The following is a 16,794-nucleotide window of genomic DNA, read 5'->3' on the forward strand; positions in this document are numbered from 1 at the left end:
GAATCACGATTTCTGCAGCTTGGTTAATTTTCCTAACGCTGAACTGCACGTTTCTAGAGGCACAGGAAATTACTAGGCAAGAAGTGATGCTCAACCATTAGTAACTTGTTAAGCATCCAGCACCACATTACCACAAGTTGAATAACCGTTTAGCGATAGGTAATTCGTAATGAGCAGCAATGAGACTGTGGCGGTCCTTTCCTGGGACGAAAGCCTTACGCTTCGTACCATATCTAATCATTGCGATGAACTTCTATTAGCACTAAACGAAAAATCAGCGGTTGCTATCGATATAAGTGATGACCAGCCTGTAGATCTCACCCTCATCCAACTTATAGAGTCGGCGCGCATCTTTGCCTCGACCTCAGGTAAGAAGCTCACGCTGCTGAAACCGGCGGCAGGTCATCTGCGTGACGTACTCGAGCGAGGCGGTTTCCTGCAAAACATATCTCCGGAAGATTCCAACTTCTGGCTGCATGATGGAGTTAAGTAATGACAGCCAAGATTCTGACTGTTGACGATTCTGCCAGTATCCGTCTCACCACACGCGTCGCGCTCACCAATGCCGGCTATGCCATAACGGAAGCTGTGGATGGTATGGACGGATTGAGCAAAATGCGAAGCGGTCAATTCGATCTGATCGTGACAGACCTGAACATGCCGCAAATGGATGGCCTGACCATGATCCGCGAGCTTCGCAAGCTTCCGGCCTATATGGGGGTCCCGGTCATATTTCTCACGACTGAATCCGACAACGAACTGAAGGGCCAAGCGAAGGCCGCCGGTGCGACGGGCTGGCTGACCAAGCCGTTTGACCCGGAAAGCCTGGTCAAGATTGTCAAGAAGGTCCTCGGCAGATGAGTTTTCCCGACCCAATAGCAGTTTTCCGTACGGAAGCTGCTGAATTACTTGAGCAAATCGAAACTGGCTTGCTGGATCTGAATCATGATCTGGCCAACAAGGATCAAGTTGACGCGGTTTTCCGCGGGCTGCACACCCTCAAGGGGTCAGGCGCAATGTTCGGTTTCGAGGCGCTCGCCGCCTTTACCCATCATTGCGAAAGTGCCTTCGATCAGGTCCGCAAAGGTATGGTACCTGCGACTCATGATCTGGTAAGTGCGGTCCTGAACGCAACCGATCATATGCGCGCCCTTATAGAGGTTCCGGCAGGGGATCACGATGCGTCGAGCGAAAATCTTCTATCCGCTTTGAGGCTGGCCGTAGAACATGCTGGCAATCCTGACGCAAAGGCCGCCGCCAAGTCCGAGACCAAGCCTGACCTGACCCATTACAGGCTTCACTTCAGTCTGCCTCGCAATGCGATGGTGAATGGCACGAACCCGCTGCCGCTGCTTGATGAGCTTCGCGATCTCGGAGAATGTATCGTCGAAGTCGATAAACACGAATTACCGGCGCTCGACGATCTTAACCCACGCGATCTCTATCTCTCCTGGACCGTGGATCTAAAAACCACGCAGCCGCGCTCGGCTATCGACGATGTCTTCATTTTCGTCATGGATGAAATGGAACTTCGCCTGGAGGTCATGGGAGATGAGAAAGTAGCCGTCAAGACTGCGGAGCCGATCCCCGAGGCTCAATCCTCACAGGCCAAGACGGCAGAAGTGGCGAGCGCACCTCTTCGCCAGGATCACGCAGCGCCTGCAAAGGCGGTATCGCAGCCGATTGAGGCAAAGCAGACTAAATCCAACGAGAATGTGCGCGTACCTGCCGAGCGTCTTGACGAATTGATGGATCGGGTCGGCGAACTCGTCATTGCGCAGTCTCGCCTCAGCCAGTTGGCGGGGTCCAGCGGAGACCTTCAGTTACGTGCCGTTTCCGAGGATGTCGAACGTCTGTCCGGCGAGTTACGTGACACGATGATGGTGCTTCGAATGGTTCCGGTCGCGCAATTGTTCGGGCGCTTCCGTCGTCTCGTCCACGACCTTGCGATCGAAACCGGCAAGACGATAGAATTGATCACCGAGGGGGAAACGACGGAGGTAGACAAGAGCGTCGTCGAACGCCTTGCCGACCCTCTCGTTCATCTGGTTCGCAATTCGTGCGACCATGGTCTTGAGACCCCGGAGGAAAGACGCGCGGTTGGCAAGGATCCCGTGGGACGCATCTATCTGTCGGCGCGACAGGCCGCAGGAGAAGTCATCATCACGATCAAAGATGACGGTCGCGGAATCAATCGTGAGCGTGTTCGCGCCAAGGCCGAAGCGTCCGGCATCATCGCTGCCAATACGGTTCTCGCCGATCAGGATCTTCTACAGCTCATCTTCCAACCAGGCTTCTCAACGGCACAGCAGGTCACCAATCTTTCCGGTCGCGGCGTCGGAATGGATGTCGTCAAACGTACCATAGATGCTCTTCGCGGATCCATCGACGTCACAAGCCATAACGGCAGCGGATCGGAGATCTCTCTCGCCATCCCGCTGACGCTTGCGATCATCGATGGCCTTTTGGTTAGGATCGGTGTCGGGCGCTATGTCATCCCCCTCTCCGCCGTGGAGGAATGCCTGGAACTTTCGCCGGAAGAGGATATGCGTTCTCGCGGACGCAGCTTCATATCATTGCGCGACAGCCTGGTTCCCTTCATTCGTCTGCGGGATCTCTTCAACACGAATACGACTCCAGATCCTTTCCAAAAGGTCGTGGTGATCTCGACAGGCGCGGAAAGAGTGGGGCTGGTCGTCGATCAGATCATTGGCGACCACCAGACCGTCATCAAAGGCATGTCAAAGCTGCACCATGATGTCGCGACCTTCTCCGGTGCAACCATCCTTGGGGATGGCGGGGTCGCCCTTATCCTCGACGTCGGCCATCTGGTCGCGGCGGGCCAGCATCAGGAGGCGCAGTTGCGCGCGGCAGGATGAGCGAAGCCATACGAAAATTACCGGACGATCTTTGGGGAAATGCCGAGGAACTGGAAGTTCTCACATTTGACATTGCTGGCGAAATGTTTGCGCTTGAAGCGATCCAGGTGCAGGAAATCCTCGATCTCGTTCCAGAGACCAGCGTTCCCGGCGCGAAAGCGTTCGTGGGAAGCGTGATCAATTTTCGCGGAAAGGTCATTCCGCTTGCAGACATTCGTCTGGCCTTCGGCATGGAGGCCACACGCACCACTATCGACAGCCGGATCATCGTGATCCAGCTGGATATAGAAGGGGAGCCGACGCTTGTCGGTCTCCGTACGGACAAGGTGAATGAAGTCACCACCCTGATGAAATCCGCGGGTGAACCGCCTCCGAGCGTCGGCATGCGCTGGCGTCCTGATTTCATCGACTGCCTCGTCAGACGAGACGGGGAATTCATCATCATACCGAACCTTCACACCATATTCTCGGCACAGCGTGGACGCCCCGGCGGAACACCGACCTAGGCCTGAGGCGATAGGGAAACAGTACAATGCGCGCCACAATCAAACTCAAACTGGGCATTGCGTTCGGCTTTGTCATCACCATGCTCGTTTCGGTTGCCGTTCTCGGAGTTACTAGTCTCGGTGAACTGAATACAACGCTCCAAACCGTGGTTGAAGGTCCAGCGGCCCGCCTCAACCTCGCGCAAAATATGAATAATGCTCAGCTGCAACAACTTCGTCAGCAAAAGAACATGCTGCTCGTGACGGATGCCAAGGCTATCGAAACAGCCACGACGATTCGTGACAGCTACCGCAAGGAATTCGACCAGAACTTCCAGGCCGTTTTGCTTCTCGCGACAGAACAGGGAAAAGTTCTCTGGAATAAATTGAGCGTTCTCGAATCCGAATATCGCAAGCAGGACGACCAGATCCGCGCGCTGGTTCTGGCGGGTGACACTCAGACAGCCCTGAAGATCTCTCTTACTGAAAACCGCGCAACGGTCAACGAAATCGACAAACTCCTCACCGAGGTCGTCGAACTCGAAACCAGCCGTCTCAAGGACGCGAAGGTGCAGGCTAACACAGACTATGACCAGACCCGTCTGATCATGCTCGCCGTCGCAGGTTCTGCAATTCTGATTGCCCTTATTGCCGCGGCCTGGATCGCGCTGTCCATCAATCGTGGTCTTCGTAATGCCGTCAATGCGGTTCAGAGCGTATCAGAAGGCGATCTGACAAAGCTTGCCAATGTGACGACGCGCGACGAGATCGGCGATCTCCTTGGTTTCGTGAACACGATGATAGAACGCCTTCGCAGTGTCGTTGGTGATGCACTTTCCGCTTCCGACAACGTTTCCACGGGAAGTCAGGAACTTTCCGCCAGTTCCGAGCAGCTGAGCCAGGGCGCGACCGAGCAGGCATCCGCTGCCGAGCAGGCATCCGCTTCGATGGAAGAGATGGCCGCCAACATCAAGCAGAATGCCGACAATGCCGCCCAGACCGAGAAGATCGCCCGTCAGTCCTCGCGCGATGCAGAAGCGTCCGGCCAGGCCGTGAACAAGGCGGTCGGTGCGATGCGTACGATTGCGGAGAAGATCTCCATCGTCCAGGAAATCGCCCGACAGACGGACCTCCTTGCCCTCAACGCTGCTGTCGAGGCTGCTCGAGCCGGGGAACATGGCAAGGGTTTTGCCGTCGTCGCCTCCGAAGTGCGTAAGCTCGCAGAACGCTCGCAGGCTGCGGCGGCCGAAATTTCCGCCCTCTCCGGCGACACTGTGCAGGTTGCGACAGAAGCAGGGGAGATGCTGAACCGGCTGGTGCCAGACATTCAGAAGACTGCGGAACTGGTTTCCGAAATCTCTGCCGCCTGCCGTGAACAGGATATCGGTGCAAGCCAGATCAACGAAGCAATCCAGCAGCTCGACAAGGTGACCCAGCAGAACGCCGGGGCATCGGAAGAGATGTCGGCAACCTCGGAAGAACTTGCGGCACAGGCCGAGGAGCTTCAGGCATCCATCGCCTTCTTCCGGGTGGAAGCCTCCGGTTCACAACGGGCATCGTCTGCTGCACGTCCAGCGCCGAAAGCACAGCGCCCTGCGTCTGCACACAAGGCCACACCAGCCCGCCGCCTGGATAACTCCGTCAGCGGCCAGCAGTCCCGCGTCAAAGGCTTCGCCCTCGACATGGGCGGTCCCGACGAGGAAGATCAAGATTTTCAAAGGATCGCTTGACATGGCGCATAGAACAGAAGCGCAATTCGTCACCTTTAGTCTCGGCGAGGAAATCTTCGCCGTGCCTGTGGAGGTGGTTCGAGAAATCCTCGATCATGAGGATGCGTTCAAGATTCCCCATGGCCCGGACTATCTTCTGGGCCTCAGGGACGTTCGCGGACAGGGCGTACCGGTTATTGACCTTCGTGTTCGGCTCGGGATGACACCAACGATCAAGACGTCACATACACGTATCCTTGTTCTGGATGTTCCCGTCGAGACTCGCGTTCTGGCCCTTGGCCTGGTTGCAGACCGGGTCTATGAAGTCGTTCCATTCCTGCAAGAGCAGATTGAGGACGCTCCCGACATTGGCATCCAGTGGCGATCCGATTACATTTCCGGGGTCGTTCGACGCAATGGCGGCTTCGTGGTGATCATCGATCTTGCGCGCCTGTTTTCCGATAGCGGCAGCGCGCTGGCAAATGCTACACGCATGCAGCATGTAGCGTGATGGAGATTGTGAGTGAGCGTAGCAGCCAGACAGGCTTCCCATTCTCCGGATGACCGCATTAGCAGGCGCAATTTTGATCGTCTGGCAAAGTTCATCTACGAGTATAGCGGCATCAAGATGCCGGTCACAAAGGCAACCATGTTGGAGGGCCGACTTCGAAAGCGCCTGCGCGTATGCAACATCGCGAGTTTTGACGCATATTGCGACTACCTTTTCGAGCACAATGGACTGGAAAAGGAAGTGATCTTTCTAATTGATGCAGTAACAACCAACAAGACCGATTTTTTCCGCGAGCCGAAGCACTTCGAATATCTCGTCGAAACCGCCCTGCCGGATCTGTTGCCCGATGTAACTGGAAAATTGCGAGTGTGGAGTGCGGCCTGCTCCACCGGCGCGGAACCCTACACACTGGCGATGGTTCTTTCCGAAACGCTTGCATTTCGCGAGTCAAGCATGGATTTCCAGATTACCGCGACGGATCTTTCGACAGAAGTGCTGGAGACTGCGCGCAGGGCAATCTATCCGGTCGGGATGATAGAGCCGATTCCGTATCAACTCCGGCGGAAATATGTCCTGGATCATATCGACCGGGACAGGGGAGAGGTCCGGATCGATGTATCGTTGCGTCGAAAGGTCGGGTTCGGTCGGCTGAACCTGATGGCTGAGGCCTATCCGGTTCGCGACATGCAACACGTCATCTTTTGCCGGAACGTTCTGATCTATTTCGACAAGCCGACGCAGAAGCACGTCCTCTCCAACCTTTGCGATTGCTTAATTCCAGGAGGCTATCTTTTCATCGGCCACTCCGAATCTGCCACCGGGCTCGATTTGCCGATCAAGCAGGTCGCAAACACCATCTTCAAACGAATCTGATTGATGAAGAAAAAGATCCGAGTTCTCATCGTTGACGACTCCGCCAGCATCCGGCAGACGCTGACAAAGATCCTGTCCGAGGATGACGAGATAGAGGTAATCGGGGCAGCGACCGATCCTTTCATGGCCGCCCGAAAGATCCGCGACGAGATCCCTGATGTCATAACGCTCGATGTCGAGATGCCGCAGATGGATGGCATCACCTTCCTACGAAAGCTGATGTCCCAACATCCGATCCCTGTCGTTATGTGTTCTTCTCTGACCGAGCAGGGATCGGAGACCCTGATGCAGGCCCTGGAGGCGGGTGCTGTCGATATCATCCTGAAGCCGAAGATCGGGGCTGCAGATCAGTTGGCGGAAAGTGCCGAACGCGTTCGAACAGCCGTAAAAGGTGCTGCGCGCGCCAGGATCAGCAAGCTGAAGCGATTTCGAGCGGAGAATGCCACGGTGCAGGAAAAACTGACCGCCGACGCAATCCTTCCCCCACCAACCGGTGGTGCGATGGCGAAAACGACCGAGATGGTCGTCTGCGTTGGAGCTTCCACCGGCGGCACGGAGGCCCTGCGCGAGATGCTCGAGACCCTACCGGCAAACGCGCCCGGCATCGTGATTGTCCAGCATATGCCGGAAAAATTCACGGCAGCCTTTGCAAAGCGCCTCAATGGTTTGTGCGAAGTAGAGGTGAAGGAGGCAGAGGACGGCGATCCTGTCCTGCGGGGCCATGTGCTGATTGCACCTGGAGACAAGCATATGCTGCTGGAGCGCCGCGGCGCGCGGTACCATGTTTCGATTCGCAGCGGTCCACTCGTCAGCCGCCATCGTCCGTCCGTTGATGTTCTATTTCGCTCCGCCGCGCGGGCCGCAGGGGCCAATGCAATGGGTGTCATCATGACCGGTATGGGAGACGACGGTGCCCGCGGTATGGAAGAAATGCATCAGGCTGGTGCCTTTACCGTAGCCCAGGATGAAGCTTCTTCCATCGTTTTCGGCATGCCAAAAGAAGCGATTGCGCGCGGAGGAGTCGATCGAATCGTATCGCTTGAGCAGATTGCGCAGGAGATTATGGCGGCAGATCGCAGGCGGTGATATCGGTCGGCTGAAGCCCGATCAAATAACTGAAAATACATTGATTTCAGTAGATTATAAACCCTTGGTTAACCATCAAGTCCGACAATGCAATCACACGATGAGCGTGCACTAACAGAGCGATGCCGCCTCACGACCTCATTGATCAGGATCGACGATGCCCGTTATTACCTTTGCCAACACCAAAGGCGGCGCCGGCAAGACAACCGCCGTACTTTTGCTCGCAACAGAATTGGCCCAGATGGGCCACCGTGTGACGGTCCTGGATGCCGATCCGCAGTACTGGATGTCACGCTGGTACGATCTATCGCAGCCCGTCGCACGCCTCAATGTCATTCCCTATGTCACGCAATCCTCGATCGACCGCCATCTGCAGGAAGCCCGGAAGAAATCGGACTATGTTCTGATCGATCTTCCAGGAGCACGCAGCCCGCTTCTTGCCAAGGCAATCGGACTTTCTGATCATGTGCTGATACCAATTCAAGGGTGTGCGATGGATGCGCAGGGCGGCGCACATGTCCTTGAGTTGCTGCAATACCTGGATGACAAGCTCGGACTGAAGGTTCCCCATTCCGTGATCCTCACCCGTGTCAATTCGATGGTGACAACACGCGCACTTCTGGCCGTTAAAGGGCTGTTGGCCCAGAAGAACGTGGATGTTCTCAACGTTCCGATCATCGAGCGGTCGGCTTTCCGCGACGTCTTCGATTGCGGCGGCACACTTCACACCATGGATCTTGGTCGGGTCAGCAATCTGGACAAGGCACGTGAAAACGCCCGCCTCTATGCCGAGGATGTCATGCGCCGCGTCGCCCGCACCCAACAGGCGGCAAAGTCACGCACCGCCGCCTGAGCTGTCTAAAAATCAGGATTTTGGCCGGTCGTCGTCTTCCAGCACCCGCCAGGCCGCGCCATCCAGATCATCATACTGGCCGCTCTTCAGCGACCAGAGGAAGGCTGCAAGACCCAATCCACCCAAAGCCAGAGCGACCGGGATAAGATAAATCAGCATGTTCATGCTGCGTGCACCTCTCTGCTTTGGCTCGTCGTCGTCACCGCCTGCCGAGGAGCCGAATTCGCCCATGATCTGACGATTCCATTGAGACGCAGAGCATTGGCCACAACAATCAGCGATGATGTGGACATTGCTATCGAGGCAATGAGCGGTGTTGCATAACCGGCAATGGCGATCGGAACGGCGATGACGTTATAGCCAATTGCCAAGGCGAAGTTTTCTCGAATGAGGCGACCGGCTTGCTTCGAGACGCTGATCGCCGTCGGCACCGCATCCAGCCCCTCGTGCATGAAAACGAAGTCGGCGGCTTGCCTTCCAACGTCAGCTGCCGTGGCAGGCGCCATTGACACATAGGCTGCCCTGAGAGCTGGCGCATCGTTGATGCCGTCACCGACCATCAGCGTTTTTGTGCCGGTTTGTGTGCGTTCAGCAAGCGCTTCGCACTTGTCACGCGGCGTAAGCTCAGCCCGCCAGGCGTCAATGTCCAGATGATCGGCCACCCGAGCGACAGCGCTTTCTCGGTCACCGGACAAAAGCATCATTCGGTGATCGTGCTGCTTCAGAGCCTCGATTGCCTCGCGGGCATTGGCACGAAGCATATCCTCAAACAGGAATGTCGCGAGTTCCTGTCCATCCAGGGACAGGACAACCTCTGAGAATCCTCCTGTGTCAATCTCGTGAGAGGCAGGCGAGGCAAATGTGCGACGGCCCAGGCGGTAGGTCCCGTCTGGCGTTTTTGCTTGGATCCCCTGCCCCGCCAGTTCCTCGACACCGTCAAAAGCCAGAACAGGACCAACATGGCTTGCGTGGATTGCCTGCGAGAGCGGATGTCGCGAGTGAACGGCCAGAGATGCTGCCATTGCCACGTGTGCGGGTTTTCCTCGGCTGGAAACGAGGCGAGGCTTGCCCAGGGTCAGTGTTCCTGTCTTGTCGAACACAATAGTCTCGACCTCGGCGAGGCGCTCCATTGCCGAGCCGTCCTTCACCATGATGCCGTGTTTGAAAAGGCGTCCGGCCGCGACTACCTGCACGACGGGAACGGCAAGCCCCAAGGCGCACGGGCAGGTGATGATCAGAACGGCAATGGCGATCAGCAGCGCCTGTTTCCAGTCACCACCGAAAATGCCCCATCCCAGAAAGGTTGCGAGCGCCAGAACATGGACGCAAGGGGCATAGATCTGGGCAGCGCGATCGGCAATGCGCCGGTAATGTGCCTTGCCACCCTCAGCTGCTTCCATGAGCCCGATGATTTCAGACAGGAACGATTGGCGCGCTGACGCCGTTGCCTCGATCACGAGAGCGCCGGTCAAGTTCATCGTCCCTGCCTGGACGCTAGCACCGGGGCCAACCGGACATGGATCAGACTCGCCGTTAACGATGGAGCGGTCGACATCGCTTCTACCCTGTTTGATGATCCCGTCGACTGGCAATCGATCACCGGCAGAGATTGCGATACGGTCGCCCGGCTTCACTTCATCAAGCGGACGATATTCACGCGAGCCATCCTGCTGAATGACCATGGCGCCCCGCGGAGACAGACGTGCAAGACCAACGATGGCGGAGCGGGCACGATCACGCATGATATGATCGAGAGTGCGGCCGATCAGCAGAAAAAACAGGAGCGAGGCGGTCGCGTCGAACCATGCATGTTCGCCATGATTGATCGTTTCCCACAGGGAGATAGCATAGGACAAGGATATTGCCAGCGCGATCGGCACGTCCATGTTCGTGCGTCCGTGCCTGAGCGCAGCCCAGGCCGACTGATAGAAGAAGCGTCCCCCATAGATCAGCGCGGGCGCTGCGATGAAGGCCGAGATCCAATGAAACAGGTCACGCGTCGCAGCCTCCGCCCCTGACCAGACAGAGACGGACAGCAACATGATATTGGCGGCGGCGAAGCCCGTGACTGCCACACCGCGGAGAAGCTGGGACTTGATCTCATCGTCTTCCTCCAGTTCCGCGGAGAAGAGGTGAGATTCGTAACCGGTTCGCTTCCAGATGGCCGCCGGGAAGGATCGCGGATCGGTTTCTTGCCCGGTTCCTTCGGCGGTCGCAGTCCAGACAATTGAAACGCGCCGTGTTGAAAGATTGACACGCGCCCTGCGAACGCCCGGAACCTCGCGCAAGGCCTGTTCTACCGCTGTGATGCAGGCACCGCAGTGGACGCCCGGGACGCTGAGATCCAGTTGACGGCATCCATCGCCCACATCCCGGCTTGCCAGCATCAGTTCTTCGGAAGAGGGAAATGTGTGTGAGGCGCCGGCCAGTTCAAGCGCGGCCTCGGTACCGGGCGCGCAGCAGCTCATTTGGACTCTCCCATGACGGCAATCCGCTGCGAATGGTGGAGGATGCGGCTTCCATCTTTCAGGGCACTGATATCAACGATCCAGTGGCCCGCCTGCACGGTTCGTTCCACAGCGTATACGCCTCTACCCAATGGCTGAAGTGTCTCTCTGAAATCCTGATGGTCGCCCACGGGCCTCTTGAAGATCGCAAAGACCTCATCTGCAAAGACCGGCTGGCCTTTGGCATCGGTGATCAGGATTTCGATCTTCGAGGGTGTGACGGTCAGTACATCCGTTATGCCTGATGCATTCAGCTGTTTTGCTTCATTGACCTTCGCGTTGAACTGCTGGCTCGCGACATAGGTGTTTTCGACGACGAGCCCGCTCCATGAATGGACGGCCTGATAGGCCATGTAGAAGTTCACCGATATGATCGTACCGAAAAAGAGGCCGATCACTCCCAGCATATGCCAGCCCGTGAAGGTGAAGCTGCTTGCATCGCGTGTTGTCATTTGCTGGCTCCCGGGGTGTTGAAGTTTGCGTGGTAAACATCCGTCTCGCCGCTGGCGCGGTCTTCCAGGATGAAGTTGAAGCCTTCTCTCGGGTCACCCACGGCGGCTTTCGGCAAAGTCACGAAAACCTTGAGCGGCGTTGCCTGGTCCGGATCCAGCGGAATGGCGAAGACGCGGTCCGCATAATCGGTCGAGATTTCGGGGATCTTCATTTCCGCGCCCGGCAATCCCTGCAGCGACAGAAATACCGTGCGGCGCTCAGGGATCATGTTCAAGAGGCGCACCGTGTAGCCGTTGCGGATCGAACCGTCCGACTCCAAAACAAATTGCGGGTTTCGATCATGGAGCACGTTGATCTCCAGCCGATCGCGGCTGAGAAGGGCGACCAGCAGCGCTAGTCCCACCGCGCTCCACACTCCCATATAGAGAAGCGTGCGAAGACGAAGCAGGATCTTCCAGTCGAAGTGCCGGATCTGATCGACGAAGCTGCCGTCAACCTTGCGAACACGGTTCGGATTGATGCTCGAGCGCCCGCCATCGGTCGCCAGCGCCATGTTGGACTGGTATTCGTTCAAGGTGGCATAGGCGATGAGGCCGCGTTCACGTCCAAGCTTGTCCATCACATTGTCGCAGGCATCGATGCACAGCGAACAGGTAATGCATTCGAATTGCTGGCCATCGCGGATGTCGATCCCCATGGGACAGACAGCGACGCAGGCGTTGCAATCGACGCAATCGCCAACGGCTCGCTCTTCCGCGACCGCCTTTTTCGAACTCTTGCCGCGCGGCTCGCCCCGCCAGTCGTTATAGGTCACGACCAGCGAATTATCATCCAGCATGGCCCCCTGGATGCGGGGCCAGGGACACATGTAGATGCAGACCTGTTCGCGCATCAGCCCGCCCAGCACATAGGTCGTTGCAGTGAGGATGGCGACCGTGGAATAGGCGACGAAAGCTGCATGGCCGGTGACGAAATCAAAGGCCAGCGAAGGCGCATCGGCGAAATAGAAGATCCAGGCGCCGCCTGTTGCAACGGCAATGAAAAGCCATGCCGCATGCTTGACGGTGCGCTTGGCCAGCTTTTGCGCGCTCCAGGGCGCCGCATCCAGCTTCATGCGCGCATTCCGGTCGCCTTCGATAAAGCGTTCGACAGACAGAAAGAGATCGACCCACACCGTTTGCGGACAGGCATAGCCGCACCAGGCGCGACCGACCGCAGACGTCACGAGAAAAAGGCCAAAGCCTGCCATGACGAGCAGACCGGCAACGAAGAAGAACTCCTGCGGCCAGATCTCGATCATGAAGAAATAGAAGCGACGGTTGGCCAGATCCACCAGAACCGCCTGATCAGGCGCGAACGGCCCCCGGTCCCACCGGATCCAGGGCGTCAGATAATAGATCCCCAACGTGATCAGCATGACCAGCCATTTGAAGCGCCGGAAGCGACCTTTGATTTCCTTGGGAAAAATCTTTTTCTGGGCTTCGTAGAGCGGCTCGTGAGGCGGCGGCGCAGCGGGGCGCTTCTCGTCCTCTGTCTTCTTCCGGTCTTTGGTGGATGGGGCTGTGTAAAGGTTCATGGCAAGGATCCAGTATGATCTCCCAGCCTTTTCGCACCGCATACGACAGCATACCTTGATATAGGTCAAGAATGGGTCCGCCGCGCCGGGATGTCGCACCGCTCTGGACACCAAAGCCCGTTCGGCAAAACGGAAAAAAGCCGCCTCTTGTCGAAGAGACGGCTTTTAATTCAGAACAGGTGTTGAACTCCGATTCCGCCCGCGAGATCGTTACTCGCCACCACCAAGCGAATGGATGTAGACTGCCAGCTGCTTGACTGTCGCATCCCCAAGACGCGCATTCCAACCCGGCATGACGCCGTGTTTGGGCTGGCGAATCTGGGCGACGATCTGTTCCTCGCCCTTGACCTTCAGCCAGATGGCGTCGGCAAGATTTGGTGCACCGAATTCGCGGTTACCCTTGGCATCTTGGCCGTGGCAAGAAGCGCAATTGTCTGCAAACAGCTGCTTGCCGGGTTCGACAAGTGCGGCATTGTGCGGCTTGTCGGTCAGGCTCACAACATAGGCGGCAACCTGCTTGATCTCATCCGGCTTCAGAATATCGCCAAAGGCCGGCATTTCCGATGTACGGGTTTCAGGATCATCCTGGAAGCGGATACCGTGCGAGATCGTCTGATGGATCTGCTCGATGTTTCCACCCCACAGCCAATCGTCATCGTTCAGGTTCGGATAACCAGCGCCACCAGCAGCACCCGAGCCATGGCACTGGACGCAGTTGACCTTGAAGGCTGCGGCACCGGCGGCGGTCGCAAACTTCGTCAATTGCGGATCGGCGAGAATGTCCTTCACCGGCGTCGCGGCGATCTTCTGGAGCATGTCGCCCTTCGCCGTCTTGGCTGCAGACAGTTCTGCACTGAGTTCCGCGCGGCTCGAATATCCCCAGAGACCCTTGGTGGCGCTCGTAAGCATAGGCCAGGCCGGATAGACGACCGTATAGGCCAGTGCCCAGACGATCGTGGCGTAGAAGGTCCAGAGCCACCAGCGTGGCAATGGATTGTTCAATTCGCGGATGCCGTCCCACTCATGGCCGGTGGTTTCGACCCCACTGATGTCATCGATATGTTTGTCTGCCATGATCAATCCTCCTTCAGAGGGATGCTTGCAGCTTCTTGAGCCGAGCGCTTTGCGCCAGGGCGCAAGACGAAAAGGACCGAGCCGACGAAGAACAGAGCCATAGCCAGGAGACCCCAGCTATCGGCGAAGTGGCGCATTGCGGTGTAGACTTCCATGGATCAGCCCCCTCAACGATAACCAGTGGCGTCGTCATAGGTCGTGAAATCGACCAGCGTGCCGAGCATCTGGAGATAGGCAACCAGCGCATCCATTTCGGTCAGCTTTGCCGGATTGCCGTCGAAATCACCGACCTTGGCCTTTGGATAGCGAGCGAGGAGACCTGCCGTATCGGCGTTCGGATCTGCCTGGGCCGCCAGATCCGCCTTGGCGCTCTGCAACATTTCTTCCGAATACGGGACGCCGACCAAGGCGTTTGCCTTCAGATCCATGGTGACATCAGTCACCTTGAGCTGCGTTTCCTTCAGATAGGCATAGCCAGGCATGATCGATTCCGGCACCACGTCACGCGGGCGGCTGAGATGCTGGACATGCCATTCGTTCGAATAACGATCGCCAACGCGGGCAAGATCCGGACCCGTACGCTTGGAACCCCACTGGAAGGGGTGGTCGTACATGCTTTCCGCGGCGAGCGAATAGTGGCCGTAGCGCTCGACCTCGTCGCGGAAGGGACGGATCATCTGGCTGTGACAGACGTAGCAACCTTCGCGGATATAGATATTGCGACCCGCCAGCTCGAGCGGCGAGTAGGGGCGCATGCCCTCCACCTTCTCGATCGTATTTTGCAGGTAGAAAAGCGGTGCAATTTCCACGATACCGCCAATCGAGACGACGAGAAGCGAGCCGACCAGAAGCAGGGTCGCATTGCGCTCGATAAACTGGTGTTTCTCCAAAATGGACATGGGATCCACTCCTTATTCGGCAGGCTGGAGGGCGGCCGGGATAGCACCCGGTACGTTTTCACGCCGCTCGTAACCCAGGATGGTCATGGTGATATTGAAGGCCATGATCAGCGAACCAGCCAGATACATGAGGCCACCAACGGCACGCAGCACATAGTAGGGGAACATGGCGGCCACGGTTTCCGCGAAGGAATAGACCAGGAAGCCCTGATTATCGTATTCGCGCCACATCAGGCCCTGCTGCACACCGGCAACCCACATCACGGCGGCGTAGACAACGATGCCGAGGGTGGCCAGCCAGAAGTGCCAGTTGACCATGGCCAGACTGTAGAGGCGGTTACGGTTCCACAGCTTCGGCACGAGGAAGTAGACGGCGCCGAAGGAAATCATCCCGACCCAGCCAAGGGCGCCCGAGTGAACGTGACCGATGGTCCATTCCGTATAGTGACTGAGCGAGTTGACAGCCTTGATCGACATCATCGGACCTTCGAAGGTCGACATGCCATAGAAGGCAATCGCGATAACCATCATACGGATGATCGGGTCCGTGCGGATCTTGTCCCAGGCGCCCGACAGCGTCATAAGGCCGTTGATCATGCCACCCCAGGATGGCATCCACAGCATGATCGAGAAGACCATTCCGAGCGTTTGCGCCCAATCCGGCAGTGCGGTGTAGTGCAGATGGTGCGGGCCGGCCCAGATGTACATGAAGATCAGAGCCCAGAAGTGGATGATCGACAGGCGGTAGGAATAGACCGGACGACCGGCCTGCTTCGGCACGAAGTAGTACATCATGCCCAGGAAGCCTGCAGTCAGGAAGAAGCCGACCGCATTATGGCCGTACCACCACTGGGTCAGCGCATCCTGAACACCTGAGAAAACGGAGTAGCTCTTTACACCCAGAAACGAGACGGGGATCGCCAGATTGTTGACGACATGCAGGAGCGCGATCGTGACGATGAAGGCAAGGTAGAACCAGTTTGCCACATAGATATGCGGCTCCTTGCGCATCAGGATCGTGCCGAGGAAAGCGATCAGATAGGCAACCCAGACAACTGTCAGCCAAAGATCGACATACCATTCAGGTTCTGCATATTCGCGGCCCTGTGTGATGCCGAGCAGATAGCCGGTGGCGGCCATGACGATGAAGAGTTGATACCCCCAGAAGACGAACCAACCGAGACCGTCACCTCCGAACAGGCGTGCACGCGATGTCCGCTGGACCACGTAGAAAGAGGTGCACAGCAGCGCATTGCCACCAAAGGCAAAGATTACGGCGGATGTATGCAGGGGACGCATGCGCCCGAAGTTGAACCATGGTCCAAAATTCAGATCAGGGAATGCGAGCTGTAGTGCGACGACCACGCCGACCAGAAAGCCGACTACACCCCAGAAGGTCGTGGCGATTGCCCCGTACTTCACCACTTCATCGAAGTAGCCGGAGCGATCAACAGGCTTGGTAACCTTGCCTGCCGGCGCAAAGTTAACACGCCGGAGCAGAATGATTGTGAATGCCGTCAGGGTAAAGAAGAGCACCCACATATGTGCGGCAAAGAGGCTGTCGTTGGCAAAGCCAGCACCCAAGAGGGCCACGAAGGCCCCCAGGGTCAGCGCCACGACTGGTATGGTATTGTTCATCGGAACATCCCCCAGAGACGTCAATTGCAGGATCCGCGGCGGTTGGACCGACGAACCCCTTCGCTTGGGAGAAATCACATTATCGGGAGAAGAGAGCCTTGATCTGAATCAACAGAGAATTTTGAAGTACACGTCCAAGCTCAAATAATCTTAACGAGACCCGCACGATCACGTCTTGCTCCTCACTCAACAGCCTGCCGCTCCGGCTCATGGAGCAGCAGGCTGTCGGTCCGGGAGGAAAGACGTCTGTT

At 57.1% G+C, this 16,794-nt stretch carries 17 protein-coding genes; 9 read left to right on the forward strand and 8 right to left on the reverse strand.

Annotated features, from left to right (window positions below):
- Nucleotides 1-169: 169 nt before the first annotated feature.
- From MUU53_RS15310 to MUU53_RS15350, 9 genes are all read left to right on the forward strand, one after another.
- Nucleotides 170-493 carry a hypothetical protein gene (locus MUU53_RS15310; RefSeq protein ID WP_247261670.1) on the forward strand — a complete coding sequence of 108 codons (324 nt, stop codon included), beginning with the start codon at nucleotides 170-172 and terminating at the stop codon, nucleotides 491-493.
- The gene (locus MUU53_RS15315) at nucleotides 493-861 is read left to right on the forward strand and encodes a response regulator (RefSeq protein WP_247261671.1); all 369 of its coding nucleotides are present in this window, start codon (nucleotides 493-495) and stop codon (nucleotides 859-861) included. The genes MUU53_RS15310 and MUU53_RS15315 overlap by 1 nt, the downstream gene beginning before the upstream one ends.
- Nucleotides 858-2,879, forward strand: a complete 2,022-nt coding sequence (locus tag MUU53_RS15320; protein ID WP_247261672.1) for a chemotaxis protein CheA — start codon at nucleotides 858-860, stop codon at nucleotides 2,877-2,879. Before MUU53_RS15315 ends, MUU53_RS15320 begins: the two co-directional genes overlap by 4 nt.
- On the forward strand, nucleotides 2,876-3,385 hold the full coding sequence (locus tag MUU53_RS15325) for a chemotaxis protein CheW (protein WP_247261673.1): 510 nt from the start codon (nucleotides 2,876-2,878) through the stop codon (nucleotides 3,383-3,385). The genes MUU53_RS15320 and MUU53_RS15325 overlap by 4 nt, the downstream gene beginning before the upstream one ends.
- Nucleotides 3,386-3,411: 26 nt before the next feature.
- A complete protein-coding gene (locus MUU53_RS15330; protein ID WP_247261674.1) occupies nucleotides 3,412-5,094 on the forward strand; it encodes a methyl-accepting chemotaxis protein in 1,683 nt (560 codons plus the stop codon).
- A 1-nt stretch (nucleotide 5,095) separates the two neighbouring features.
- Entirely contained in the window at nucleotides 5,096-5,584 is a 489-nt protein-coding gene (locus MUU53_RS15335) for a chemotaxis protein CheW (RefSeq protein ID WP_247261675.1), read from the forward strand.
- Between the two features lie 12 nt (nucleotides 5,585-5,596).
- Nucleotides 5,597-6,457: a CheR family methyltransferase gene (locus MUU53_RS15340; protein WP_247261676.1), complete on the forward strand. Its 861-nt coding sequence runs from the start codon at nucleotides 5,597-5,599 to the stop codon at nucleotides 6,455-6,457.
- Between the two features lie 3 nt (nucleotides 6,458-6,460).
- Entirely contained in the window at nucleotides 6,461-7,543 is a 1,083-nt protein-coding gene (locus MUU53_RS15345; RefSeq protein ID WP_247261677.1) for a protein-glutamate methylesterase/protein-glutamine glutaminase, read from the forward strand.
- Between the two features lie 157 nt (nucleotides 7,544-7,700).
- Nucleotides 7,701-8,396 carry a ParA family protein gene (locus MUU53_RS15350; RefSeq protein WP_247261678.1) on the forward strand — a complete coding sequence of 232 codons (696 nt, stop codon included), beginning with the start codon at nucleotides 7,701-7,703 and terminating at the stop codon, nucleotides 8,394-8,396.
- Nucleotides 8,397-8,408: 12 nt separating this feature from the next.
- Here MUU53_RS15350 and ccoS read toward each other — a convergent pair whose 3' ends face one another.
- The 8 genes from ccoS to ccoN all read right to left on the reverse strand — a co-directional run bounded on the left by ccoS (nucleotide 8,409) and on the right by ccoN (nucleotide 16,543).
- Nucleotides 8,409-8,561, reverse strand: coding sequence for a cbb3-type cytochrome oxidase assembly protein CcoS (gene ccoS / locus MUU53_RS15355; RefSeq protein WP_247261679.1), 153 nt, complete (start codon nucleotides 8,559-8,561; stop codon nucleotides 8,409-8,411).
- Complete coding sequence (locus MUU53_RS15360; RefSeq protein WP_247261680.1) at nucleotides 8,558-10,864, reverse strand: cation-translocating P-type ATPase; 2,307 nt, start codon at nucleotides 10,862-10,864, stop codon at nucleotides 8,558-8,560. Before MUU53_RS15360 ends, ccoS begins: the two co-directional genes overlap by 4 nt.
- A complete protein-coding gene (locus tag MUU53_RS15365; RefSeq protein ID WP_247261681.1) occupies nucleotides 10,861-11,355 on the reverse strand; it encodes a FixH family protein in 495 nt (164 codons plus the stop codon). The genes MUU53_RS15360 and MUU53_RS15365 overlap by 4 nt, the downstream gene beginning before the upstream one ends.
- Nucleotides 11,352-12,932 (reverse strand): cytochrome c oxidase accessory protein CcoG, encoded by a 1,581-nt coding sequence (gene ccoG / locus MUU53_RS15370; RefSeq protein WP_247261682.1) that lies wholly within the window; start codon nucleotides 12,930-12,932, stop codon nucleotides 11,352-11,354. The genes MUU53_RS15365 and ccoG overlap by 4 nt, the downstream gene beginning before the upstream one ends.
- 210 nt (nucleotides 12,933-13,142) lie before the next feature.
- Nucleotides 13,143-14,006 (reverse strand): cytochrome-c oxidase, cbb3-type subunit III, encoded by an 864-nt coding sequence (gene ccoP, locus MUU53_RS15375; RefSeq protein WP_247261683.1) that lies wholly within the window; start codon nucleotides 14,004-14,006, stop codon nucleotides 13,143-13,145.
- A gap of 2 nt (nucleotides 14,007-14,008) precedes the next feature.
- Nucleotides 14,009-14,161, reverse strand: a complete 153-nt coding sequence (locus MUU53_RS15380; protein ID WP_247261684.1) for a cbb3-type cytochrome c oxidase subunit 3 — start codon at nucleotides 14,159-14,161, stop codon at nucleotides 14,009-14,011.
- 12 nt (nucleotides 14,162-14,173) lie between these two features.
- A complete protein-coding gene (gene ccoO, locus MUU53_RS15385; RefSeq protein WP_247261685.1) occupies nucleotides 14,174-14,905 on the reverse strand; it encodes a cytochrome-c oxidase, cbb3-type subunit II in 732 nt (243 codons plus the stop codon).
- A gap of 12 nt (nucleotides 14,906-14,917) precedes the next feature.
- The gene (gene ccoN, locus MUU53_RS15390; RefSeq protein WP_247261686.1) at nucleotides 14,918-16,543 is read right to left on the reverse strand and encodes a cytochrome-c oxidase, cbb3-type subunit I; all 1,626 of its coding nucleotides are present in this window, start codon (nucleotides 16,541-16,543) and stop codon (nucleotides 14,918-14,920) included.
- Between the last annotated feature and the right edge of the window lie 251 nt (nucleotides 16,544-16,794).

Source organism: Affinirhizobium lemnae (assembly GCF_022968395.1).
Classification (GTDB): domain Bacteria; phylum Pseudomonadota; class Alphaproteobacteria; order Rhizobiales; family Rhizobiaceae; genus Neorhizobium; species Neorhizobium lemnae.

Bases quoted from the DNA above. Each gene is read 5' to 3' on its own strand.
- MUU53_RS15310 (WP_247261670.1), top strand. From the start codon at position 170: ATGAGCAGCAATGAGACTGTGGCGGTCCTTTCCTGGGACGAAAGCCTT.
- MUU53_RS15315 (WP_247261671.1), top strand. From the start codon at position 493: ATGACAGCCAAGATTCTGACTGTTGACGATTCTGCCAGTATCCGTCTC.
- MUU53_RS15320 (WP_247261672.1), top strand. From the start codon at position 858: ATGAGTTTTCCCGACCCAATAGCAGTTTTCCGTACGGAAGCTGCTGAA.
- MUU53_RS15325 (WP_247261673.1), top strand. From the start codon at position 2,876: ATGAGCGAAGCCATACGAAAATTACCGGACGATCTTTGGGGAAATGCC.
- MUU53_RS15330 (WP_247261674.1), top strand. From the start codon at position 3,412: ATGCGCGCCACAATCAAACTCAAACTGGGCATTGCGTTCGGCTTTGTC.
- MUU53_RS15335 (WP_247261675.1), top strand. From the start codon at position 5,096: ATGGCGCATAGAACAGAAGCGCAATTCGTCACCTTTAGTCTCGGCGAG.
- MUU53_RS15345 (WP_247261677.1), top strand. From the start codon at position 6,461: ATGAAGAAAAAGATCCGAGTTCTCATCGTTGACGACTCCGCCAGCATC.
- MUU53_RS15350 (WP_247261678.1), top strand. From the start codon at position 7,701: ATGCCCGTTATTACCTTTGCCAACACCAAAGGCGGCGCCGGCAAGACA.
- ccoS (WP_247261679.1), bottom strand. From the start codon at position 8,561: ATGAACATGCTGATTTATCTTATCCCGGTCGCTCTGGCTTTGGGTGGA.
- MUU53_RS15360 (WP_247261680.1), bottom strand. From the start codon at position 10,864: ATGAGCTGCTGCGCGCCCGGTACCGAGGCCGCGCTTGAACTGGCCGGC.
- MUU53_RS15365 (WP_247261681.1), bottom strand. From the start codon at position 11,355: ATGACAACACGCGATGCAAGCAGCTTCACCTTCACGGGCTGGCATATG.
- ccoG (WP_247261682.1), bottom strand. From the start codon at position 12,932: ATGAACCTTTACACAGCCCCATCCACCAAAGACCGGAAGAAGACAGAG.
- ccoP (WP_247261683.1), bottom strand. From the start codon at position 14,006: ATGGCAGACAAACATATCGATGACATCAGTGGGGTCGAAACCACCGGC.
- MUU53_RS15380 (WP_247261684.1), bottom strand. From the start codon at position 14,161: ATGGAAGTCTACACCGCAATGCGCCACTTCGCCGATAGCTGGGGTCTC.
- ccoO (WP_247261685.1), bottom strand. From the start codon at position 14,905: ATGTCCATTTTGGAGAAACACCAGTTTATCGAGCGCAATGCGACCCTG.
- ccoN (WP_247261686.1), bottom strand. From the start codon at position 16,543: ATGAACAATACCATACCAGTCGTGGCGCTGACCCTGGGGGCCTTCGTG.